We start from the raw sequence: 23,025 nt of genomic DNA, 5'->3' as shown, positions 1-23,025 counted from the left end.
GGGCCCCTCCCCCGAACGGGGGAGGGGCCCTCGCGCATGTCCGCCCTTCGGCAGATGTCGGGCGGGCACGCTCCCGACGAGGCTGTTGCCGTACCCAAACAGCCCGTGCAGCAAGGGAGTTCACGATGAAGAACCGCACCCGGACCCTGATCCTCGCCGGAACCGCCGCCGCCCTGGTGGCCTCCCTGGTCGCGGCGGGCCCGGCCCCGGCCGCGCCGGCCGCGGACCGGGCGAAGACGGCCTCCGTCCACGGGGGCGGCACGATCTTCTTCCCCTACTCCCCCGAGGACGACATCCGCTTCACGGTCGAGGCCGAGTCGGTCCCGTGGAGCAGGCCGTACCCGGCGCCGGGCCCCGAGAAGGGCCTGCCGACGGACGCGCGGGGCCGGGTGACCGTCTCCCACCACTTCAAGGCGACCGGGTTCACCGGCACCGCCGAGGCGGAGGTGGACTGCCTGGTCACGGGAGGCAAGACCGCCACCCTGACCGCGGTGGTCAAGAGCTCGAACGTCGGCTGGGAGGGCAAGCGGATCGGCATCAGCGTCCAGGACGGCGAGCGCGGCGCCCCGGACCGCCTCGGCTTCTCCTGGGCCGTCGCCAACCTCGACAGGAAGCCGGACGGCACGGTGTACGAGCCGCCGGTGGGCACCTGCATGGCCCCGGCCCCGTTCACGGAGGTCACGAAGGGCGCCTTCAAGGTCACCCCGGCCCCGCTGTCCCCGCTGCCGGCGCCGTAGCGGCCGTACCCGCCGAGCGCGTGGCCGCTGCGCGGGGCTCCGCCCCCGGCCCCTCGGTCCTCAAGCGCCGGACGGGCCGGAATCGCCCTGCGTGCGATCCGGCCCCGCCGGCGTCGAGGCGCCGGTCGCGCAGCGGCCCCTGTCGGGCTGCGCGTACCCGTCCATCCGCTGTTCAGCCATCCGGGCAGCATGCGCTGCCGGGGCGTCGGCCGCATCCGGATAACGTCTGCGGCATGACGCAGCTACCCCTCCCCGCCACCCCCGCCATCCGCGTGGTCGCCCATCGCGGGGCCTCCCACGAGCACCCCGAGCACACCATGGCCGCCTACCGGCAGGCCATCGCCGACGGGGCCGACTCGCTCGAGTGCGACGTGCGGCTCACCGCCGACCGGAAGCTGGTGTGCGTGCACGACCGGCGGGTGGAGCGGACGTCCGACGGGCAGGGGGTGGTCTCCGCCATGACGTACGAGGAGCTCGCCGCGCTCGACTTCGGGCGCTGGAAGGGCGAGGAGCACGCCGGGGCGCGGGTGCTGCTCTTCGAGGACCTGCTGCGCGAGGCGCTGGCGGCGGAGCGGCCGGTCGGGCTCGCCGTGGAGACCAAGCACCCGTCGCGGGCCGGGGGCCGGCTGGAGGTGGAGCTGGCGCGGATGCTCCGGGAGTACGGGCTCGCGGACGGGGCCTCGGGCCGCGTCGAGGTGATGAGCTTCTCCCGCAACGCGCTGACGCGGATGCACCGGCTCGCGCCCGGGCTGCCGACCGTCTACCTGATCGAGCGGGCGGTGCGGCCCGTACGGCCTCCGTTCGCGACGCACGCGGGTCCGGGCATCGACCTCGTACGGCAGGATCCGGGGCTGGTGGGGCGGCTGAAAGCCAAGGGGCTGCGGGTGCGCGTGTGGACCGTGGACGAACCCGAGGACGTGGAGCTGTGCGTACGGCTCGGGGTGGACACGATCATCACCAACCGGCCGCGGGAGGTCCGAAAGCTCCTGGAGTCGCGCTGACCTGCCGGCGGGACCGTACGCCCCTCACGGTGCAGAACGCGACGCCCGCCGGAGAGCCCACGAGCAGGGGGTTGACCCAGATCTGGACGACTTCCACGACGACGCCCATGGGGAAGGTGCACTCCGTGGACACCGGGAAGTACGACCGGTCGATCTTGATGTCGTCGTCCGGGGTGCGGTGGCTCTGCGGGCCGTGCTGCGCGGTGAGCGCGTCGAGGCAGGGGCGGGCGGGGCGCGTGTTGAAGCCGCTCACGTTGCCCCAGGCGAAGGCGATGACCGCGAGGCACAGGCCCACCCAGGCGGCCTCGCTCCACTGGCCGGAGGCCTTACGGCTCATTCCCGGTCTTCGGGTCACCGCCAGTGGACGGCCTTGACGAGGACGAACCCCACGGCGGGCAGGGCCGGCAGCACGGATATCGCGGTAATGATCATCGGGCAAGCGTGCCACGGAGGTTGGAGCCACCCGGCCGGGGCGCGCCGGCCGGGTGTGGGGGTGCGTGTGGGGATGTTCGGCGGGGGTGCCGCGTGGGGCTACGCGAAGCGCTGGTTGGCCGAGCCGTTGCACGGCTGCAGGCGCAGCGGGTCGTGGGCGGCGGCGACCGTCAGGCACATGCCCTGGGCGGCCGCGGGGCGGATGGTGGCGCCGTCGCGGACGAACTGCTGGTTCGCTCCGCCGTGGCAGTTCCAGATGATCAGGCCGGTTCCGGCCCCGTAGTTGGCGCCGGGGGCGTCGAGGCAGCGGTCGTGGCTGAGCTCGATGTGGACGGACTTGCGTGCCGTGTCGTACCACCAGCCCTGGTTGCGCCCGCCGTGGCAGTCCCATCCGAGGACGGCCGTCTCATTGGCGCTGGAGCCGCCCTTGGCGTCGACGCAGTTGCCGGTCGCCTCGTTCTTCAGGGGTGCGTAGAGGGAGTCCCACGCGCCGGCCTGGAGGACGGGGGTACCGGTGCTCGCGGGGTCGGCGCAGGAGGCCTCGCGCAGGCCGGAGTTGTAGAGCTGGGTCAGGCAGGACGCGAACGCGCCGTGGCCCCGGTAGTTGGGGTGGAAGGACTGGCGGGCGGTGTTCTCGTCCCACGGGAAGTGGTCGCCGAGGTCCAGGTAGAGGCCGCGGGCCCAGGTGTCCTCCATGCACACCTCGTGGCCGTGGAAGAGCCGGGAGTTGTCGAGGAAGATCGCGCCGGAGTTGCGGGCGGCCTCGCGCATGCCCTTCTCGAAGGTGGGCACCGCGTAGTTGCGGCCCCAGGCGGCGTCGGAGTCGTAGCCCGCGCAGCCTCCGGGGAGCTTGCCGGGGAAGTTCGGGTTGTCGTAGAAGTCGGGGCCGATGGGGCTGGGGTAGCCCATGACGACGAGCTTGTAGTCGGAGTCGGCGTAGCCCGCGTCGCGCATGACCGTCTTGAGGTCCGCGACCGTGGCCTCGACCTTCGGCTTCAGGCCGTCGACGCGCGCCTGCCAGCCGGGGCCGTACTTGGGCTCGCAGGTGCCCTGGCTGAGCACCCAGCGGGTGACGCAGTCGGTCATGACGGGGCCGAACTGGAGGTCGTCGTTGGCTCCGGCGACCAGCAGCACCATCTTGATCTTCGTGTTGCGGGCCTTGATGGCGAGGTTGTCGCTCTGGACCAGCTCGTCGGCGTACTGCTTGCTGCCGCCGATGCGGATGTTGCCGGTGTACCCGCCGGAGCAGGCGACGTTGAAGGTCAGGTCGGCGGGGATCCCGGTGCGGTGGATCGCCGAATCGGGCGAGCGGTGGCACTGGTTGGACGAGGTGTTGGTCGCGGGGTCGTAGTTGCCGACGCCCTCGCCCGAAATCTCGCTGTCGCCCAGCGAGATCAGGCCGGTTTTGCGCTCGGCGAGCGGGCGGACGGCCGGGTCGCCGTAGATCTTGGTGGCCTCCGCCGCGCGGATGGCCTCCAGCTCGGGCGAGAGGGGGGTGACCGCCCCGGCCGTGGTCCCTGCCGTGGTCCCCGCCGTGGTCGCGGCCTGGGCCATCGGGGTGATGGCGGTGACGCCCCCGAGGGCGGCCGCGATCGCCGCGACCGCTGCGAAGGTAGATCTGAGCATGGGTTTCGTACGTGCACGTGCCATGGACGCCTCCCCGGCTGTCGGTGTTACCCCCGGTATTTACTGGCCGGTAGGGGAGTTGGGAACACTTCGAACAAGACAATTGCTCAACTTTTTGAGGAGGCTACAAAAATGACCGACGATCAGCAGGCCGAAGCGTTCCGGATCGAGCACGACTCCATGGGTGACGTACGGGTCCCCGCGCACGCCAAGTGGCGTGCGCAGACCCAGCGCGCGGTGGAGAACTTCCCGATCTCGGGGCAGCGCCTGGAGAGCGCCCACATCGAGGCGCTCGCCCGCATCAAGGCCGCGGCCGCCGTGGTGAACGCGCGGCTCGGCGTCGTGGACGAGGACATCGCCGCGGCGATCCGGTCCGCCGCCGCCGAGGTCGCGGACGGCCGCTGGGACGACCACTTCCCCGTGGACGTCTTCCAGACCGGCTCCGGGACCTCGTCCAACATGAACGCCAACGAGGTGATCGCCACCCTGGCCACCGAGCGCATGGACGGCGTCCAGGTCCACCCCAACGACCACGTCAACGCCTCGCAGAGCTCCAACGACGTCTTCCCGTCGTCCATCCACATCGCCGCGACCGCCGCCGTCACCCACGAGCTGATCCCGGCGCTGCGGCACCTGGAGATCGTGCTGGAGCGCAAGGCCGCCGAGTTCGAGCACGTGGTCAAGGCCGGGCGGACGCACCTCATGGACGCGACCCCGGTCACCCTGGGCCAGGAGTTCGGCGGGTACGCGGCCCAGATCCGCTACGGCATCGAGCGGCTGCACGCGGCCCTGCCGCGGCTCGCGGAGCTGCCGCTGGGCGGCACGGCGGTGGGCACCGGGATCAACACCCCGCCCGGGTTCTCCGCGGCGGTGATCGCCGAGGTGGCCGCCGCGACCGGGCTGCCGCTGACCGAGGCGCGCGACCACTTCGAGGCCCAGGGGGCTCGGGACGCGCTGGTGGAGACCTCGGGCATGCTCCGTACGGTCGCCGTCTCGCTCACCAAGATCTGCAACGACCTGCGCTGGATGGCTTCCGGGCCGCGCACGGGATTGGCCGAAATCAACCTCCCGGATCTCCAGCCCGGCTCCTCGATCATGCCCGGCAAGGTCAACCCGGTGGTTCCGGAGGCGGTGCTGATGGTCGCCGCGCAGGTGATGGGGAACGACGCGACCGTCGCCGTGGCGGGCGCGGCCGGCAACTTCGAGCTCAACGTGATGCTGCCGGTGATGGCGAAGAACCTGCTCGAATCGATCCGGCTGCTGGCGAACGCGAGCCGGCTGCTCGCGGACCGCACGGTCGACGGGATCACCGCCAACATCGCCCGGGCCAGGGAGTACGCGGAGTCCTCGCCCTCCGTGGTGACCCCGCTGAACCGCTACATCGGCTACGAGGAGGCCGCCAAGGTCGCCAAGAAGTCCCTCGCGGAACGCAAGACGATCAGGGAGGTCGTCCTGGAATCCGGCTTCGTGGACCGCGGCGACCTCACCCTGGAGCAGCTGGACGAGGCCCTGGACGTGCTGCGGATGACGCACCCCTGAGCCGGGCGCGGTCGGGGGCGGACGAGGGCGGAGGGCTTCGGGGAGGGGCCGGATTCGGTCGTTTACCGTCCCCGGCCCCCTCCGTGACCTGCACCGCAGCGGGCGCGGGGGCCCCGGACCTAAGATCTGCGCATGACAGGTACCTTCCGGCCCACGAGCGGTGACGCGGCGCACGGCACGCACTGGGCGCCCGGGGAGCAGATCCTCTGGCGCTACCGCGACCACGCGCCGGGGCCGACGGGCGGGGTGCACATCTGCCGCCCGGTGACCGTGGTGCGGGACACCGAAGACCTGCTGGCCGTCTGGATGGCCCCGGGCACCGAGTGCGTCAAGCCGGTGCTGGCCGACGGCACGCCGGTCCACGAGGAGCCGCTCGCCACCCGCTACACCGCGCCGCGGACCACCGTGCGCTCGCGCTGGTTCGGCGCGGGCGTGCTGAAGCTGGCCCGTCCCGGGGACCCGTGGTCGGTGTGGCTGTTCTGGGAGCGCGGCTGGCGGTTCAAGAACTGGTACGTGAACCTGGAGTCGCCGCGGACCCGGTGGTCCGGCGGGGTGGATTCCGAGGACCACTTCCTCGACATCTCCGTCTACCCCGACCGCACGTGGAAGTGGCGGGACGAGGACGAGTTCGCGCAGGCGCAGCACTCCGGCCTGATGGACGCGGAGCAGGCGGAGCGGGTGCTGGCGGCGGGACGCGACGCGGTCGACGTGATCAAGGCGTGGGGGCCGCCGTTCGCCGACGGCTGGGAGGACTGGCGGCCCGATCCGGCATGGACGGTTCCGGTCCTGCCCGAGGACTGGGACCGCACCCCGGCGCATATGACCTCATGAGACCCTTGATGCGCCCCCGGGGTTCAAACGTAGGATCGTTCTCCACGAGGTCGCGACGCCGGCGGTGCGGGCGGTCTGTGGTTCCGTAAGTGTCGTGTTACGCGCGGTACTTGACCGGAGGTCGAGGCAGGGCGAGAAGTAACGAGGGGGACCCGGAAGCGCGGGGCGATGGTGCCGCGGCCGCTGAGCGGGTATACCGCGACTGACCGAGTTGAGTGCAGCGCACATCGAGCGCAAACGGACGGAATTCCACGCGTGACGGAGTACCCCACCTCCCAGGAGGGCCCGCAGCCCGTCGCCTCCGGCGGAGGTACGGACGAGCCCGGCCACGGCAAGGCGCCGATCGCCGCCGAGGCCGTGCGCACGCATGCCCCGGACTCCGGCGCCGGCCTCGCCGATTCGGCCGCTGTCGCGGCGGCCACCGACGCCCGTGCGGCCCGCTCCGCGGCGGGTGGCGGCGGACTCCCCCACCCCCGGGGCGAGGCCGGCGCGGCCGCGCGGAACGCCGCGGGCGACGCGGCCGACGAGCAGCCCCGCACCCGCGGGGAGGGCGACGCGCCGGCCGGGGACGGCCCGGCCCGGGCACGGGACGGCGATGCCGCGCGCAACGCGGGCCGGGCTCCCGGCCCGCGCGGTGAGGACGGCGACGACACGGCCGGGGGCGGCAAGGGCGGGATGCCCGGCGGGGAGGTCACGGCCGCGCGCCGTGAGGGTGACCGGCTGCGGTTCGTCGGGGCCGCCACGCGGCGCATCGCCCGCGGCATCGACCTCGACGAGATCGTGCTCGGACTGTGCCGGGCCACCGTCCCGACGTTCTCCGACGCGATCCTCGTGTACCTGCGCGACCCGCTGCCCGTCGGCGACGAGCGCCCCGTCGGCCAGGTCGTTTTAAGGCTGCGTCGCACCGACCGGCTCCGGCCGATCGACGATCTGACCACGGTCGAGGGCGCCGGGGCCGCGGGGGCCGCCGGCGAGCTCGACTTCAGTCAGCTCCCGCTGCTCGGCCCGCAGGGCGACCTGCCCGCGGCCGAGCTCTGCGAGATCCGCTCCGGCGGCCCGCTCGCCGAGGTGCTGCGCGGCGTACGGCCCGTCTTCGGGTCCGCCGCCGGGGCCAAGGAGGCCCTCGCGGAGCTGCTCGGATCGGAGCACCCGGTGCCGCGCGGCAACCGGGCCGTCCTCGCGCCCCTGCGCGGCCGCCGCCGGGTGATCGGCGCGGCCGTGTTCCTGCGCAGCCCCGAGCGGCCCGCCTTCGAGCAGAACGACCTGCTGGTCGCCGCGCAGCTGGCCACGCACACCGCGCTCGGCATCGACAAGGCCGTGCTGTACGGCCGCGAGGCGTACATCGCGGACGAGCTCCAGCGCACCATGCTGCCCGACGGCCTGCCCCAGCCCACCGGGGTGCGGCTCGCCTCGCGCTACCTGCCGGCCGCCGAGACGGCCCGGGTCGGCGGGGACTGGTACGACGCCATACCGCTGCCCGGCAGCCGGGTCGCGCTGGTCGTCGGCGACGTCATGGGCCACTCCATGACGTCCGCGGCGATCATGGGTCAGCTCCGCACCACGGCCCAGACCCTGGCGCAGCTGGACCTGCCGCCGGCCGAGGTGCTGCACCACCTCGACGAGCAGGCGCAGCGGCTCGGCTCGGACCGCATGGCGACCTGCCTGTACGCGGTCTACGACCCGGTCTCGCACCGGATCACCATCGCCAACGCCGGTCATCCGCCGCCGGTGCTGCTGCACCTGGGCGGTCGCGCGGAGGTGCTGCGCGTGCCTCCGGGCGCCCCCATCGGCGTCGGCGGCGTGGACTTCGAGGCCGTGGAGCTGGACGCGCCCGCCGGGGCCACCCTGCTGCTCTACACCGACGGCCTGGTGGAGTCGCGGCTGCGGGACGTGTGGACGGGCATCGAGCTGCTCCGGGAGCGCCTGGCCACCACCGCCCAGCTGACGGGCCTGGACCACCCGCCGCCGCTGGAGGCCCTGTGCGACGACGTGCTGGACATGCTGGGCCCGGGAGACCGGGACGACGACATCGCGCTGCTCGCGGCCCGGTTCGACGGGATCGCGCCCAGTGACGTCGCGTACTGGTTCCTGGACCCGGAGGAGACGGCGCCGGGCCGGGCCCGCCGGTTCGCGCGCCGCGCGCTGACCCGCTGGGGTCTGGAGGAGCTGACCGACTCCCTCGAACTGCTGGTCAGCGAGGTGGTCACCAATGCGGTCCGGTACGCGGAGCGGCCCGTGACGCTGCGGCTGCTGCGGACGGACGTACTGCGCTGCGAGGTCGGCGACGACTCCCCGCAGTTGCCCCGCCAGCGACGCGCGCGGGACACCGACGAGGGCGGCCGCGGCCTGTTCCTGGTCAACCGGATGGCTCGGCGCTGGGGTGCGACCCGGCTGAGCAGCGGCAAGGTCGTCTGGTTCGAGCTGCCGCTGCCGGGACCGCACGAGCGCCGCTGAGAAGGCGCCGACCCGCAAGGAGCCCCGAGAAGCCCCGAAAAGGCCCTGAGAGGGCCCGAGAAGGCCAGTGGATGCCTGCGAGGGCCCCGAGAACGGCAGAACCGCCGCCCGCGTCCTGCGGGCGGCGGTTCTGCCGTTACGGGCCTACTGTTCCTGCTGCGGCGGGAAGAGCGGCGGGTCCGGCGGCTTGGGACCGTTCGTCTTGGTCGGGTCCGGGCTCGTGGTCGGCGAGGTGGTCGGGGTCGGCGACTTCGAACCGCTCTTGGTCGGCGTCGGCGACGGCGACTGGCTGCCCGCCGGGGTGCTGCTGGTCGACGGGGAGGTCGAGGCGCTCGTCGAGGCCGACGGGGAGGCGCTGCGGGTGGGGGCCTGCGAGGCTCCCATGTCCGCTTCCTTCAGCTCGAACTCGGCCGTCTCCTGGCCCTTGAGCGCGGCGAGGGTGTACGTCTTCCAGATCGCCGCGGGGAACGTGGAGCCACCCGCACGACCACCGCCGGCGGTACCGGTCAGCGTGACCTGCGTGTGCGTCGTGGGGTCTTCACCGAACATCGCGACGACGGTGACCAGTTCGGGGGTGAACCCGGTGAACCAGCCAGCCACGTTCTTCTCGGTGGTACCGGTCTTGCCGGCGGCCTCGTAGGCGCTGCTGCGGACCTTGTTGCCGGAGCCGCCCTCGTCGTTGACGACGCCGGTGAGCACCTTGGTGACCGTGTCCGCGGTCTTGCGGCTGATGGCCTGGGCGCCGATGGCCTGACGGGGGGTGAACTTGCCCTCCTTGTGCTCGGCCTTCTTGATGATGGTCGGCGTGACCTTCTTGCCGTGGTTGTCGAAGGTGGCGTAGACGGCCGCCATCTCCACGGTGTTGGCGCTCATGGTGCCGAGCGCCATGGCGGGCTGGTCGTCCGGCCAGCCGGGACGCTTCTTCATGCCGAGCGACAGGGCCGTCTTCTGCACCTTCTCCGGGCCGACGTCCACGATCATCTGTGCGTAGACGGAGTTCACGGAGAAGTCGGTGGCGCCCTGGACGGTGATCATCGGATCGCCGAAGTTCCGGTCGTCCTGGTTCTGCGGTGCGAAGGGGACCTTGCTGCCCTTGACCGGCCGCCTGCTGGTGCCGTCGTAGAGGGTGTTCGGCGTGATCGGCTTGCTGTCCTGCGTGGTGGCGTTCTCCTGCAGGGCGGCGGCGAGCACGACCGGCTTGAAGGTGGAGCCGGGCTGGTAGTCGGTGCGCAGGGCGTTGCTCTCGGACTTCTCCGTCAGGCCCTGGCCGCCGTACATCGCGACGATGGCGCCGGTCTTCGGGTCGACCGAGGTCGCGCCGGCCTGGACGCTCTGGTCCTGGGGGCGGTTCTTGGTGTCCTTGCGGTCGAGCTTGGACTCCAGCTCCTCGTCGACGGCGTCCTCCAGCGCCTTCTGCTTCTTCGGATCGATGTTGAGCGTGATGTTCCAACCACCGGCCGCGATCTCCGCGTCCTTGATCCCCTGCTCGATCATCTCGTCGTTGGCCGCCTGGATCAGGTAGCCCTTCTGGCCGTCCGTGCCCGGGCGGGGCTTGGGCTTGATCGGCGGCGGGAGCGTCATGGTCTTGCGCTTGGCCGGGTCGAGCTTGCCCATCTCGACCATGTTGTCGAGGACCGCGTTGAAGCGGATGTTGACGAGCCTCGTGCCGTTCGGGCCGGCGGTCGCCAGGTCGTACTGGCTGGGGGCCTGGATGACGGAGGCGAGGTAGGCGCCCTGCTCCAGGGTGAGCTTGTCGGAGTCGACCCCGTAGAAGGCCTGGGCCGCGGCCTGGATCCCGTAGGCGTTGCGGCCGTAGAAGTTGGTGTTCAGGTAGCCGACGAGGATGTCGTCCTTCTCCATGCGCTGGTCGACCTTGAGGGAGATCACCAGCTCCCGGAGCTTTCGGGTCGGCGACTGGTCCTGCGTCAGGTAGTAGTTCTTGACGTACTGCTGGGTGATCGTCGAACCACCGGCCGTGCCCTTGCCGCGCACCGTGTTGAACAGGCCCCGGGCCACGCCCATCACGTCGATGCCGCGGTCCTTGTAGAAGGACTTGTTCTCGATCGCGATGAAGGCGGTGCGGACGTCCTCGGGGATCTTGTCGATCGTGACGTTCTCGCGGTTCATCTTGCCGGTGCGGGCCATGACCGAGCCGTCGGCGTACTGGTAGGTGTTGCTCTGGAGCGTGGCGCTCTTGTTCGGGTCGGTGGGTTCGTCCACCGAGAAGTAGAGGATGATCGCCGCGGCCATGAGGAGCAGGATCAGACCGAAGAAGGTCCCGAGGACCTTCTTCCAGGTGAAGAAGCGACGTATGCCGGTGCGCTTGCCGCCGCCCGCCCCTCCCTTGGCGGGCTTCCCGCGCCCGCTCGGCGCACGCCGCGCACTGCGCTGCGTCTGCGCCCTACGCGTTTCTGCTCGGCTCATCGCTCCCGCTCCGCTCGATTTCCCCCGACACGTCAGCTCAGAAAGCTAACACCGCAGGCTGTGACAAAGGTTGGTCAACCATCATCAATACCGGTCAAATCGGACGTGAGAATCAGCACCCACGCCATGGGAACCGACGCTTGTGAGGGCCGAAGGGTTGCCGTACCGCCAAAAAGTGATATCACTTTGCTAAGCGGCTCGACCGGCCGCGACCAAGAGAAACGGGGCAGACCATGACGAACGCAGCGACCTCACCGGCCGGGGCGTCGGACGGCGTACGGGAATTCAGCGCGCGCAGCGTGGGTGGCGGCCTGGCGCTGCTGCTCGGACTGGCGGGCGTCGTGGCCGGGGCGGGCCTGATCGCGGCCGGCGCGGTCCAGACGGCGGCCGCGGCCAAGGTCCTGCTGATCGCGGGCGGCATCCTGCTGAGCGTGGCCTCGATCTTCGCGATGAGCGGGCTCAACACCGTCGCGCCGGGCGAGGCCCGGGTGGTCCAGCTGTTCGGCCGCTACCGGGGGACGATCCGCACGGACGGCCTGCGCTGGGTCAACCCGCTGACCTCCCGGGAGAAGATCTCCACCCGCGTGCGCAACCACGAGACGGCCGTCCTGAAGGTCAACGACGCCTACGGCAACCCGATCGAGCTGGCGGCGGTCGTGGTGTGGCGGGTCGAGGACACGGCCCGGGCCGTCTTCGAGGTCGAGGACTTCACGGAGTTCGTCGAGACCCAGACCGAGGCGGCGGTGCGGCACATCGCGATCGAGTACCCCTACGACGCCCACGAGGAGGGCGGGCTGTCCCTGAGGGAGAACGCCGAGGAGATCACCGAGAAGCTCGCCGCCGAACTCCACGCCCGGGTGGAGGCGGCCGGCGTGAGCATCATCGAGTCCCGCTTCACGCATCTCGCGTACGCTCCGGAGATCGCCTCCGCGATGCTCCAGCGCCAGCAGGCGGGCGCGGTCGTGGCGGCCCGCAAGCAGATCGTGGAAGGCGCGGTGGGCATGGTCGAGCTGGCCCTCACCCGCCTGGCGGAGGAGGACATCGTGGACCTGGACCCGGAGCGCAAGGCCGCCATGGTCTCGAACCTGATGGTGGTCCTGTGCGGGGACCGCGCCGCGCAGCCGGTCGTCAACACGGGCACCCTCTACCAGTGACCCGACCCGAGGCCCCGGACCCGACCCCGCCCCCGGACCCGGCGTCCGGGGCGAAGGCCGGGCGGCAGGCCCGCAAGCAGGTGCTGCTGCGGCTGGACCCGCAGGTGTACGACGCGCTGGCGCGGTGGGCGGGTGAGGAACTGCGCAGCGCGAACGCGCAGATCGAGTTCCTGCTGCGCCGTGCCTTGTCCGAGGCCGGGCGGCTGCCCTCCTCGCCCGGGCCGATCCCCCGCCGCGGGCGTCCCCGTAACGCACCCGATTCCTGAGGGATTTCCGCCGGAATTCAGCGGCGTGTGCCGCCGGTGCCCTTCGGCGCGACTGGATACGCTCACCGCGTCGTACACGGCCGCTCACCGAATTCGAGGCGCGTATGGATCTGACCAGTGTGAAATCATTCGTCGGTCGGCGGGCGGCCCGGAAAGCGGCCGGCGTGGCCGCGGCGATCGTCGCGTGCTCCGGGCTCGCCTGGACGGCGGTTTCCCTCACCAGCAGTACGACCACGGACGCCAAGCGGCCCGAGGCCTGCCTCTACACACCCACCGGCAAGGGCAACGGCAACAAGTCGGTCGGAATGCCGACCTACGACAGCATCGCCGCGCGGCGGCCGTTCATGCTCACCCTCTCCACCAGCGAGGGCCCGATCACCATTCAGGCCCTCACCACGCAGGCACCGTGCACCACCAATTCGTTCGCCTATCTCGCCGGGAAGAAATACTTCGACGGCAGTAAATGCCACCGCCTCACGACGAAGGGTATTTTCGTACTGGAATGCGGTGACCCCGCCGGAGTGGGAACCTCGGACCCGGGCTACTCCTACCCGAACGAAAACCGGAAGGGCGCCACCTATCCGGCGGGCACGGTGGCCGTCTCCAAGGCCCAGCCGGGGCGGAACGGCGGACAGTTCTTCATCAGTTACGCCGACCCGCTCCTGAGGATGCCGCCCGAGTGGACGCCCTTCGGCAAGGTGATCGACGGGCTGGAAGTGGTGCAGAAGTTCGCCGCGAAGGGGACGGCGACCGGGGAGCCCGACGGAGCGCCCAAGGAGCCCGTCGTCATCGACTCGCTCACGGTGCAGTATCCGAAGGGCTGAGCGCGGTACGGGTGCCACGTGACCGTCACGGTCGCGTGGCACCCGTGCGCGTGCCCCCGTCCGACGGCTAGCCGGTACGGGTCAGCAGGATGAAGCCGTCCTTGTCGTACACCACGCTGTATCCCCGCGCGCGGGCCTCTTGGACGGCCCGGTCCTGCTGCATGTGGTTGTACGGCCACTGCAGCGCCGGGGGCACCTCGGTGTCCACCATGATCCACTCCGGGTCGGGGCGGCTGTCCCCCCAGCCGTGCAGGCTGACGCTGGTGCGGTCGGCCAGGTGGGGCACCAGATAGTGCCCCGCCTGGACCGTGGCGCCGTCCGGGATCATCTCCATCACCTTGTGGGCCTCCGCCGTACGGGGATGGTTGGCCCAGGTGTCCGGCTTGACCAGTTGCCAGAAGGCGAAGTGCGGCAGCAACAGCAGGGTGACCGCCGCGCAGCCCGCCAGATACCGGTACAGCCCGCGACCGCTCGCACCCCGCCGGTGCAGGGCGTCCACGAAGGCCACGAAGACGATCGGCATGACCAGCAGCGAGTAGTGGTAACTGGTGCCCCAGTGCGGCGCGTAGTCCGAGGAGAGGCGCCACAGCACGGACGGCACCAGGACCAGGGCCAGCGGTGAGCGCAGGGCCAGGAAGAGGGTCGGGGCCAGGATGTAGAGGATGGTCGTGACCTTCTCGCGCGGCGTGATGAGGCCGAGCGTCATCCGTTCGACGGAGCCCATGAAGCCGCCGTCCGACTGCACCGCTCCCGCGGCCGCGCCGGTGTTCGGGTTGTGGGAGGCGAAGTAGCCCTCGAACCCGCCCGGATGGAAGGAACTCAGCACCAGCAGGGACAGCCCGAGCGCCGCCACGCCGATCGCCGCCGTCACCAGCCCCGTCCTGCGGTTGCCCCGGCCCGCCTGCCAGGCGATGACGACGCCGATCGCGGCGACGGTGAGGCCGAGGTCCTCCTTCACCAGGAGCAGGGGCAGCGACCACGCCGCCGCGGCGCGCAGCCGCCCCGCGCTGAGGGCCGTGAGGGAGAGCGTGAGCAGCGGAAGGGCGAACGCCCACTCGTGGAAGTCGGATTCGAGTCCGCTCGCCAGGCCCCACGAGAGGCCGTAGCAGACGCCGACGACCGCGGCGGCGGGGGCGCCCAGCGCGCGGCGCGTCCACAGGGCCAGGGGCACCACGCTTCCGGCGACCAGCGCGGCCTGCGCGACGAGCAGCATCTTGACCGAGGGCCACAGCCAGTACAGCGGCGCCAGCAGGGCCAGGATGGGCGAGAAGTGGTCGCCCAGGACCGGGAAGTCCGGACCCTTGACCTCGGATACGGGCAGGTGCCAACCCGCGTACGAACGCACGACCTGGACGAAGATCGCCAGGTCGAAGCTGCGCGAGCCCAGGCGGTCGTGGACGGACAGGGACAGGATCGAGTAGCCGAAGAACAAGGCCCCCGCCATGGCCCAGATCCACCATGTGCGTTCGGGGCGGTCTTCCCGGGGCGGCTCCGGCGCCGCCCGTTCCTCGATGCCTGTCTGCTGCGGTGGGAGTGTGGCGGCGGCGCCGGTGGGTGCTTGCATGAACCCGCAAGATGCCGGCAACGCCGGCGGTCGGGGCCGGAGTTGCCTTCCCTCTGGGCCGATTCCCTTCGGATGGCGCACGCCGAGGGTCTATACATCGAGCGTATACACACCGTGTAGAGTCACCGGCATGTCCATCGGTCACACGCTCCTCGGCCTCCTGGAGGCCGGCCCGCGCCACGGCTACGACCTCAAGCGGGCCTTCGACGAAAAGTTCGGCCACGACCGCCCCCTCGCCTACGGGCAGGTCTACTCGACCATGTCCCGCCTCCTGAAGAACGGCCTCGTGGAGGTCGAGGGGATCGAGAGCGGCGCCGGGCCCGATCGCAAGCGGTACGCCATCACCGACGCCGGCATCACCGACGTCGAGGCCTGGCTCTCACAGCCCGAGAAGCCCGAGCCGTACCTGCACTCGGTGCTCTACACCAAGGTCGTCCTCGCCCTGCTCACCCACCGCAGCGCGGGCGGGCTCCTGGACACCCAGCGCGCCGAGCACCTGCGCCTCATGCGCATCCTGACCGCGCGCAAGCGCAAGGGCGACATCGCCGACCAGCTCGTGTGCGACCACGCCCTGTTCCACTTGGAGGCCGACCTCCGCTGGCTGGAGCTCACCGCGGCCCGCCTCGACCAGCTCGCCCAGGAGGTACGCCGATGATGCCGGCCGGATCACTGCTCGCCGCCACGGACCTCCACAAGGCCTACGGCAGCACCAAGGCGCTCGACGGCGCGGAGTTCTCCATCCACGCCGGCGAGGTCGTCGCCGTCATGGGCCCCTCCGGCTCCGGCAAGTCCACGCTCCTGCACTGCCTCGCTGGCATCGTCACCCCCGACTCCGGCTCCGTCTCGTACGCGGGCCGCGAGCTCGCCACGATGAGCGACTCGGAGCGCAGCGCCCTGCGCCGCTCGGACTTCGGCTTCGTGTTCCAGTTCGGCCAGCTCGTACCCGAGTTGACCTGCGTGGAGAACGTGGCGCTGCCGCTGCGGCTGGCCGGGGTCCGGCGCAAGGAGGCCGAGGCGACCGCCCTGCACTGGATGGAGCGGCTCCAGGTCGAGGACCTGCCCCGCAAGCGCCCCGGCGAGGTCTCCGGCGGCCAGGGCCAGCGGGTGGCGGTCGCCCGCGCGCTGGTCACCGGGCCCCGGGTGATCTTCGCCGACGAACCCACCGGCGCCCTCAACTCCCTCAACGGCGAGCTCGTGATGCAGCTGCTCACGGAGGCCGCCCGGTCCGCGAACGCCGCCGTCGTCCTCGTCACCCACGAGACCCGCGTGGCCGCGTACTCCGACCGCGAGATCGTCGTGCGCGACGGCCGGTCGCTCGACATGGAGCGCGTCATATGAACACCCTGCGCGCAGGGGCCCGGGACCTCGGCATGGGCATCCGCTTCGCCTTCGGCGGCGGCCGCGAGGGCTGGACCCGCACCCTGTTCACCGGTGTGGGCGTCGGCCTCGGCGTCGCCCTGCTGCTGATCTCCACCGCCCTGCCGAGCGCTCTCACCGCCCGCTACGAACGCAGCGACGCCCGCACCACGGTGAACGCGTTGAGAGCCGAACAGCCGGGCCACGACACCCTGTTGGTCATGGGCGCCGAGCAGACGTACCACGACATGTCGATCGACGGCGCCCTCCTGCGGGCCGAGGGGCCCGACGCGCCCGTGCCGCCGGGCCTGGAAAAGATCCCGGGCCCGGGCGAGATGGCCGTCTCCCCCGCACTGAAGGAGCTGCTGGACTCCACGGAAGGCGCGGGGCTGCGCGAGCGCCTCGACTGGCGGATCTCCGAGGTCATCGGCGACCCGGGCCTGATGGGCCCCGGCGAGCTCCTCTTCTACGCCGGCAACGACCGCCTGCGGAAGACCGGCCCCGAGCAGTACCAGGTCGTCCGGATCAACGGCTTCGCCCCCGTCGGGGACCGCGAGGGGCTCGACCCGGTGCTCATGCTGCTGGTGGTGATGACCTTCGTCGCGCTGCTGCTGCCGGTCGCCGTGTTCATCGCGTCCGCCGTGCGCTTCGGCGGCGAGCGCCGCGACCTGCGCCTCGCGGCGCTGCGGCTGGTCGGCGCGGACGCCCGTACGGTGCGCCGGATCGCCGCCGGGGAGGCCCTCGCCGGATCCCTGGTCGGGCTGCTCCTGGGTGTCGGGTTCTTCGCCGTGGGCCGCGAACTGGCCGGCAGCTTCACCCTCCGCCAGCGCAGCGTCTTCCCCGCCGACCTGAATCCCTCGCCCGGACTGGCCGCGCTGGTGGCGCTCGTCGTGCCCATGGCGGCGGTCGCGGTGACCCTGTTCGCGCTGCGCGGCGTGGTCGTCGAACCGCTGGGCATCGTCCGTACGACCGCACCGCGCGGGCGCCGCATGTGGTGGCGGCTGCTGCTGCCGCTGGGCGGACTGGGCCTGCTGGTCCCGCTGATGGGCCGCCGCGGCGACGGGGGCGTGAACGGCGGCGGGCAGTTCAACCAGTGGCAGATCAGCGCCGGCGTCGCCCTGCTCCTGGTCGGCATCACCGCGCTGCTGCCCTGGCTGCTGGAGCGGCTCGTGTCCCGGCTCTCCGGCGGCCCGGTGTCCTGGCAGCTGGCCGTGCGGCGGCTCCAGCTGACCGGTGGCGGCGCCGCCCGACTGGCCAACGGCGTGGCCGTCGCCGTCGCCGGGGCGATCGCCCTGCAGATGCTCTTCGCCGCCGTCGAGAGCGACTACGTCGCCTCCACCGGGCAGGACCCGGCCCGGGCCGCGCTCGCGATCAGCCTGCCTCCGGGCCAGGAGTCCACGGGCGACCTCCCCGCGAAGGTCGCGGCCACCGAGGGCGTCGTCGCGGCGGTCCCGCTGACGGCCGTCCTCGGGACGCAGGAGGATCCCGAGGACGGGACGCGCGCCGAGATCACCATCGGCACCTGCGAGGCGCTGCGCGAGGTCGCCGTACTGAACTCGTGCACGGACGGCGACTCCTTCGTCCTGGCGGATCCCTACTCCGGCCGGCCGCTGCGGCCGGGCGAGAAGCTGACCATCGACCCGCTCCTGGACGCCTCGCCGGACTCCGGGCACTCCAAGGCCGTCGAATGGAACGTCCCGGCCGGAGCGCTCCCGGTCACCGGCCGCGAGGACCCGACGGGCAGGATCCGGGGCGGCGTCCTGGTGACGCCCTCGCAGGCCCCGCGGGGCGTGGGCGCGGCGGAGAACGCGCAGGTCTTCGTGCAGGTCGACGGGTCCGTGCCGGACGCCGTGGACAAGGTCCGCACGGCCGCCCTCAAGGCGGACCCCCTCAGCCGCACGCTGACGCTGAAGTACACCAAGGAGAAGGCCGGTTACTCGGCGATCCGCACGGGGCTGTTCTTCGGCGCGACCGCCGTGCTGATCCTGATCGGCACCAGCCTGTTGGTCTCGCAGCTGGAGCAGCTGCGCGAGCGCAAGAGGCTGCTGTCGGCGCTGGTCGCCTTCGGTACGAAGCGTTCCACGCTGAGCCTGTCGGTGCTGTGGCAGACGGCCCTGCCGATCGGGCTGGGCCTGGCGCTGGCCGCGGTGGTGGGCCTGGGCCTGGGGGCGGTGCTGATGCGGATGACCGGCCGGTCGGTCCGTATCGACTGGTCGTCGGTGGCCGCGATGACCGGCGCCGGGGCGGCCCTGGTCGGGGCCGTGACCCTGCTCAGCCTGCCGGTGCTGGTGCGGCTGATGCGACCGGACGGCCTGCGGACGGAGTGACCGGGTGCGGCGCCGCTGCGGGGGCTCCGCCCCCGAGCCCCCGCGCCTCACACGCCGGCGGGGCTGAAATTGCGGGTCCGGGGGCGGAGCCCCGGGGGTGCGGGCCGGCCCGGGTCAGTCCGCCAGGCAGACGGGGAGGAGCCGGACCGCCTCGCGGAGGGCGGCGGCCACGGCTCGGAACTCGTCCTGCCGCGCCGTCCCCGTCCGCATCGCCAAGGCGACCCGCCGCGACGGCGCAGGCTCCGCGAAGTAGCCCGTCGCCAGCCGCTCGTTCCGCGTGGTCTCCAGCCTCAGCGCGGTCCGCGGCAGCAGTGTCACTCCGAGTCCCCCTGCGACCAGTTGTACGAGGGTGGACAGCCCGGCGGCGGTGGTCGTGACGTCCGCGTCCGAGGTGCGCCCCGCCTCGCGGCAGATGTCGAGGGCCTGGTCGCGCAGGCAGTGCCCCTCGTCCAGCAACAGCAGTTGCAGCCCGCGCAGCTCCTCCAGCGGTATGTCCCGGCGGCCCGCCAGCTCGTGCTCCCGGGGCGCCAGCAGGACGAACTCCTCGTCGAAGAGCGGTAGTTCGGTGACACCCGGCACCCCCAGCGGCACCGCGAGCAGCAGCAGGTCGAGCCTCCCGCCGGCCAGCCCCTCCAGCAGCGAGGCCGTCTGCTCCTCGTGCACCTGGAGGTCCATCCCGGGGTAGCGCCCGCGGAAGAGCCGGAGCACGGTCGGCAGCAGGTACGGCGCCACCGTGGGGATCACCCCGAGTCGCAGCACCCCGGTGAACGGCGCCCGTACCGCCTCGGCCTCCTCCATCAGCCCGCCCACGGCGTCCAGCACCACCCGCGCACGCGCCGCGATCCGCTCCCCCGCCGGCGACAGCAGCACCTTGCGGGTGGTCCGTTCCAGCAATTGCACGCCGAGGGCCTCCTCCAGCGCGGAGACGGCTCCCGAGAGCGCGGGCTGACTCATGCCGATCGCCCCGGCGGCGTCCCGGAAGTGCAGGTGCTCGGCGACCGCCGCGAAGGCGCGCAGCTGCGCGAGGGTCGGCTGCTTCACCGGCCTCGCCTGCTTCGTTCCCCTGTTACCCGTAGCCACTGATAGGCACCTCCGATCACCTGGCGCAAGAGTAGCTATTTCTTTAATCAATCCTGGTGTGCCAGCATGTGAGATCCGTCCAACCCCCTCGGAAAACCCCCAAAAAGGGCTCTTTCCATTCCGTAAGGAGAGCGCGTGCTCACTGTCGGCGACCAGTTCCCCACCTTCGACCTGACGGCCTGCGTCTCGCTCGAAGCAGGCAGCGAGTTCGCGCAGATCGACCACAAGACGTACGAGGGCAAGTGGAAGGTCGTCTTCGCCTGGCCCCTCGACTTCACCTTCGTCTGCCCGACCGAGATCGCCGCCTTCGGCAAGCTGAACGAGGAGTTCGCCGACCGCGACGCGCAGGTCCTCGGCTTCTCGCTCGACTCCGAGTACGTCCACCACGCCTGGCGCAAGGACCACGCCGACCTGCGTGACCTGCCCTTCCCGATGATGTCCGACATCAAGCGCGAGCTGTCGACCGACCTCGGCATCCTGGGCCGGGACGGCCTGCCGATGCGCGCCGTCTTCATCGTGGACCCGAACAACGAGATCCAGTTCTCGATGGTGACCGCCGGTTCCGTGGGCCGTAACCCCAAGGAGGTCCTGCGGGTCCTCGACGCCCTGCAGACCGACGAGCTGTGCCCCTGCAACTGGAACAAGGGCGAGAGCACCCTCGACGCCGGCGCCCTGCTGGCCGGTGAGTGAGCGATGTCCCTCGACTCCCTCAAGTCCGCCATACCGGACTTCGCCAAGGACCTGAAGCTGAACCTCGGTTCGGTGATCGGGAACCAGGACACCCTCACGCAGCAGCAGCTGTGGGGCACGGTCCTGTCGTGCGCGATCGCCGCCCGTTCCCCGCTCGTCCTGCGTGAGCTGGAGCCGGAGGCGAAGGCCGTCCTGTCTCCGGAGGCGTACACCGCCGCCAAGTCCGCCGCCGCGGTCATGGCGATGAACAACGTCTTCTACCGCACCCGCCACCTGCTCTCCGACCCGGAGTACGGCAACCTGCGGGCGGGCCTGCGGATGAACGTCATCGGCAACCCGGGCGTGGAGAAGGTCGACTTCGAGCTGTGGTCCCTCGCGGTCTCCGCGATCAACGGCTGCGGCCAGTGCCTGGACTCGCACGAGCAGGTCCTGCGCAAGCACGGCCTCGACCGCGAGACGGTCCAGGAGGCCTTCAAGATCGCCTCGGTGATCCAGGCCGTCGCCGTCACCCTCGACGCGGAAGCGGCCCTGGCCGCCGAGTAACCGCGTCGCGTACGCACATCAGGGGCCCGCGGCCGTCACCGGCCGCGGGCCCCTGATCCGTACACGCCGGTCCGGGCGGCCGCCCGTACGCCCGGACCGCGATCAGGGCTTCTTCAGCGCCTTCATCAGGGCGCGCATGTCCTCGATCGCTGCCGCCGCGACCGCGTCCTTGTCCGCGCCGGCCGTCCGCTCGCCCCCGTGCCACTGGACGGTGAGCGTGAAGACCGCGCCGCCGTCGAGCACCTGGAGCCGGGTGGCGTACATGTGGTCATGGACCATCGCCCGCTCCCCGAGCCCCGGGACCGCCTCGACCGGGTCGATCTCCGGGCCGATGTACGGATCACGCCCGAGTCCGGCCCCGAACTCCGGCCCGGGGTCGGTCTTCCTGTGCAGGTCGACCTGCACCCGGCCGTAATAGTCGAGCTTGGTCCCGGGCTCCTGGGCCGCGAACCAGTCGCCGCTGAAGTCGCAACCGGCCCAGTCCAGGGACGGGCTCTCGGCGTGCCCGGGCTGCCGGTGCGCGAGGCCCCCGGTGAGCTCGTCGAGCACCTTCAGCGGCGCGTCCTTGCACAGGTCCTCGGAGTGCCGGTACGAGATCCTCGGCGCGCCGGAGAACCGGTCCTGCGCGGCCAGAACGCCCGCCCACACCGCGGAGGCCACCAAGGCCCCGCCGAGCGCCCACAGCCACGGCAGGCGCCGTCCTGCGGGTCCCCGGGGAGCCTCGGGCCGTGCCTCCTCGGCCGGAGGCCCGCCCGACCACTCGCCGTCGAGCTCGGGCTCGCCGATCACGCCTGCGGACCGTCCGTGACACCGACTGCCGTCGCACCGTGCGGCGCGGGGCCGACAGGACCGACGGCGGGGTGCAGTTGCTCGCGCGAGTACGCCCGCAGGTAGACGACCACCGTGTTGGTGACGGCCACCAGTGGCACCGCCACCACCGCTCCGCCGATGCCCGCGATCATTCCGCCGGCCGCCACGACCAGCACCACCGCGAGCGGGTGGACCCGTACGGCACGGCCCAGGATGAAGGGCTGGAGCACGTGCCCCTCGATCTGCTGCACCGCGAGCACCACGCCCAGCACCGCGAGCGCGATGACCGGACCCTGCGTCACCAGCGCCACGACCACCGCGAGGGCGCCGGAGATGACCGCTCCGACGAGGGGGATGAAGGCGAACAGGAAGATGAAGACGGCGAGCGGCACGGCCATCGTCACGTCGAGGAAGTAGAGCCCGAGGCCGATGAAGACGGCGTCGATGAGCGCGACGAGGACGGTGCCGCGCACGTACGCGGTCAGCGTGCGCCAGGCGCGCGGTCCGGCGCCGGCCATGCCGGGGCGGGCCGTGGCCGGGACGAGCCCGAGCACCCAGGTCCAGATCTTCTTCCCGTCGTAGAGCAGGAAGAGCGTGGAGAACATCGCGAGCAGCATGCCCGTCAGCACCTCGACGAGCACCGTCACGCCCTGCAGGCCGGCGGAGGTGATCTGCTCGGTGTTGGTGCCGATGGTCTCGCTGAGGTTCTTCGCGATGTCGTTGATCTGCTTCTCGGTCACGTGGAACGGACTGTCCAGTGCCCAGGTCTTGAGTTCGTTGATGCCCTCTCGAACCCGGTTGGACAGGTCGTCGAGGTTCTCCATGACCTGCCAGACCACGAACCAGCCGACGAGCCCGATGATGACGAAGCCGAGGATCGCGGTGACGGCCGTGGCCAGTCCGCGCGGCATGCCGAGGCGGCGCAGCCTGACCACGAAGGGCTGGAGCAGCGCGGTGACGAGCATGGCGGCGGCGAAGGCGAGGACGACCAGGCGCACTTCGCTGATCACCTTCATCAACACCCAGAGCATCCCGGCGAGGAGCAGCAACCGCCAGCTGACCTCGGCGGCCACGCGCATGCCCCAGGGGACCACGCTCGCCGGATCGGGGCGCGCGGGCAGGGCGACGACGGCCGGTGGCCGCTCGCGCTCGGGCGCCGGCCCGGGCACGTCACGGCCCGGCAGGTCGCCCCTCGCCTCGGCCGCGATCTCGGCGCGCCGCTCGTCGAGCGCCGCCTCCATCCGGTTCAGCCTGCGCCCCAGCCGGCCGAGCCAGCCTGCCCTCTTCGACATCTCTTTCCCTTCCCCCCGCCCCGTGGTCACACCACGAAAGACCGTACACGCGAGGAGCCCCGCACCGTATGACGG

General features: G+C 71.6%; 20 protein-coding genes. 13 read left to right on the top strand and 7 right to left on the bottom strand.

The window, feature by feature from the left end:
• The first annotated feature begins 125 nt into the window (after positions 1-125).
• Together ACFYZL_RS03210 and ACFYZL_RS03205 are read left to right on the top strand one after the other, a co-directional pair.
• The gene (locus ACFYZL_RS03210) at positions 126-737 is read left to right on the top strand and encodes a hypothetical protein (protein ID WP_388675534.1); all 612 of its coding nucleotides are present in this window, start codon (positions 126-128) and stop codon (positions 735-737) included.
• 233 nt (positions 738-970) lie between these two features.
• Complete coding sequence (locus ACFYZL_RS03205; RefSeq protein ID WP_388675531.1) at positions 971-1,738, top strand: glycerophosphodiester phosphodiesterase; 768 nt, start codon at positions 971-973, stop codon at positions 1,736-1,738.
• Here ACFYZL_RS03205 and ACFYZL_RS03200 read toward each other — a convergent pair.
• The gene (locus tag ACFYZL_RS03200; protein WP_388675528.1) at positions 1,692-2,075 is read right to left on the bottom strand and encodes a hypothetical protein; all 384 of its coding nucleotides are present in this window, start codon (positions 2,073-2,075) and stop codon (positions 1,692-1,694) included. The genes ACFYZL_RS03205 and ACFYZL_RS03200 overlap by 47 nt on opposite strands.
• 194 nt (positions 2,076-2,269) lie before the next feature.
• Entirely contained in the window at positions 2,270-3,820 is a 1,551-nt protein-coding gene (locus ACFYZL_RS03195; RefSeq protein WP_388675525.1) for a ricin-type beta-trefoil lectin domain protein, read from the bottom strand.
• Positions 3,821-3,928: 108 nt separating this feature from the next.
• Between ACFYZL_RS03195 and ACFYZL_RS03190 the strand changes: the two genes are divergently transcribed.
• From ACFYZL_RS03190 to ACFYZL_RS03180, 3 genes are all read left to right on the top strand, one after another.
• On the top strand, positions 3,929-5,335 hold the full coding sequence (locus ACFYZL_RS03190) for a class II fumarate hydratase (protein WP_384743115.1): 1,407 nt from the start codon (positions 3,929-3,931) through the stop codon (positions 5,333-5,335).
• A gap of 132 nt (positions 5,336-5,467) precedes the next feature.
• On the top strand, positions 5,468-6,166 hold the full coding sequence (locus tag ACFYZL_RS03185) for a DUF402 domain-containing protein (RefSeq protein WP_384743118.1): 699 nt from the start codon (positions 5,468-5,470) through the stop codon (positions 6,164-6,166).
• A 255-nt stretch (positions 6,167-6,421) separates the two neighbouring features.
• Positions 6,422-8,620, top strand: coding sequence for a SpoIIE family protein phosphatase (locus tag ACFYZL_RS03180; RefSeq protein WP_388675521.1), 2,199 nt, complete (start codon positions 6,422-6,424; stop codon positions 8,618-8,620).
• Between the two features lie 144 nt (positions 8,621-8,764).
• Here the strand turns inward: ACFYZL_RS03180 and ACFYZL_RS03175 are convergent, their stop codons facing one another.
• Positions 8,765-11,044 (bottom strand): transglycosylase domain-containing protein, encoded by a 2,280-nt coding sequence (locus ACFYZL_RS03175; RefSeq protein ID WP_388675519.1) that lies wholly within the window; start codon positions 11,042-11,044, stop codon positions 8,765-8,767.
• 233 nt (positions 11,045-11,277) lie between these two features.
• Here ACFYZL_RS03175 and ACFYZL_RS03170 point away from each other — a divergent pair, with 233 nt between their 5' ends.
• The 3 genes from ACFYZL_RS03170 (at position 11,278) to ACFYZL_RS03160 (ending at position 13,288) form a co-directional block, all read left to right on the top strand.
• Positions 11,278-12,198, top strand: coding sequence for an SPFH domain-containing protein (locus ACFYZL_RS03170; protein ID WP_384743125.1), 921 nt, complete (start codon positions 11,278-11,280; stop codon positions 12,196-12,198).
• Entirely contained in the window at positions 12,195-12,464 is a 270-nt protein-coding gene (locus ACFYZL_RS03165; protein WP_384743128.1) for a hypothetical protein, read from the top strand. Before ACFYZL_RS03170 ends, ACFYZL_RS03165 begins: the two co-directional genes overlap by 4 nt.
• Positions 12,465-12,568: 104 nt before the next feature.
• Complete coding sequence (locus ACFYZL_RS03160) at positions 12,569-13,288, top strand: peptidylprolyl isomerase (RefSeq protein ID WP_384743131.1); 720 nt, start codon at positions 12,569-12,571, stop codon at positions 13,286-13,288.
• 67 nt (positions 13,289-13,355) lie between these two features.
• Here the strand turns inward: ACFYZL_RS03160 and ACFYZL_RS03155 are convergent, their stop codons facing one another.
• Positions 13,356-14,852, bottom strand: a complete 1,497-nt coding sequence (locus ACFYZL_RS03155; RefSeq protein ID WP_388675515.1) for a DUF2079 domain-containing protein — start codon at positions 14,850-14,852, stop codon at positions 13,356-13,358.
• A gap of 130 nt (positions 14,853-14,982) precedes the next feature.
• Between ACFYZL_RS03155 and ACFYZL_RS03150 the strand changes: the two genes are divergently transcribed.
• Genes ACFYZL_RS03150 through ACFYZL_RS03140 form a run of 3 tightly spaced genes read left to right on the top strand, consistent with a single transcriptional unit; the run spans position 14,983 to position 18,535 of the window.
• Complete coding sequence (locus tag ACFYZL_RS03150; protein ID WP_376661647.1) at positions 14,983-15,507, top strand: PadR family transcriptional regulator; 525 nt, start codon at positions 14,983-14,985, stop codon at positions 15,505-15,507.
• Complete coding sequence (locus ACFYZL_RS03145; protein ID WP_384743138.1) at positions 15,504-16,190, top strand: ABC transporter ATP-binding protein; 687 nt, start codon at positions 15,504-15,506, stop codon at positions 16,188-16,190. Before ACFYZL_RS03150 ends, ACFYZL_RS03145 begins: the two co-directional genes overlap by 4 nt.
• Entirely contained in the window at positions 16,187-18,535 is a 2,349-nt protein-coding gene (locus tag ACFYZL_RS03140; RefSeq protein ID WP_388675510.1) for an FtsX-like permease family protein, read from the top strand. Before ACFYZL_RS03145 ends, ACFYZL_RS03140 begins: the two co-directional genes overlap by 4 nt.
• 114 nt (positions 18,536-18,649) lie before the next feature.
• On the opposite strand, the gene ACFYZL_RS03135 is transcribed toward ACFYZL_RS03140, so the two are convergent.
• Positions 18,650-19,615 (bottom strand): hydrogen peroxide-inducible genes activator, encoded by a 966-nt coding sequence (locus ACFYZL_RS03135; protein ID WP_384743144.1) that lies wholly within the window; start codon positions 19,613-19,615, stop codon positions 18,650-18,652.
• A gap of 135 nt (positions 19,616-19,750) precedes the next feature.
• Between ACFYZL_RS03135 and ACFYZL_RS03130 the strand changes: the two genes are divergently transcribed.
• Both ACFYZL_RS03130 and ACFYZL_RS03125 read left to right on the top strand, forming a co-directional pair.
• Positions 19,751-20,305: a peroxiredoxin gene (locus ACFYZL_RS03130; RefSeq protein WP_384743147.1), complete on the top strand. Its 555-nt coding sequence runs from the start codon at positions 19,751-19,753 to the stop codon at positions 20,303-20,305.
• Between the two features lie 3 nt (positions 20,306-20,308).
• Positions 20,309-20,848, top strand: a complete 540-nt coding sequence (locus ACFYZL_RS03125; protein ID WP_384743150.1) for an alkyl hydroperoxide reductase — start codon at positions 20,309-20,311, stop codon at positions 20,846-20,848.
• 102 nt (positions 20,849-20,950) lie between these two features.
• Here ACFYZL_RS03125 and ACFYZL_RS03120 read toward each other — a convergent pair whose 3' ends face one another.
• Positions 20,951-21,637 carry a hypothetical protein gene (locus tag ACFYZL_RS03120; protein WP_384743153.1) on the bottom strand — a complete coding sequence of 229 codons (687 nt, stop codon included), beginning with the start codon at positions 21,635-21,637 and terminating at the stop codon, positions 20,951-20,953.
• Positions 21,634-22,950: an AI-2E family transporter gene (locus tag ACFYZL_RS03115; RefSeq protein WP_384743156.1), complete on the bottom strand. Its 1,317-nt coding sequence runs from the start codon at positions 22,948-22,950 to the stop codon at positions 21,634-21,636. The genes ACFYZL_RS03120 and ACFYZL_RS03115 overlap by 4 nt, the downstream gene beginning before the upstream one ends.
• Positions 22,951-23,025: the final 75 nt, after the last annotated feature.

The organism is Streptomyces sp. NPDC001717 (genome assembly GCF_042892775.1).
Taxonomy (GTDB): Bacteria; Actinomycetota; Actinomycetes; order Streptomycetales; family Streptomycetaceae; genus Streptomyces.
The sequence above is the reverse complement of the archived record's forward strand: the minus strand, read 5'-3'. Positions and strand labels throughout refer to the sequence as shown.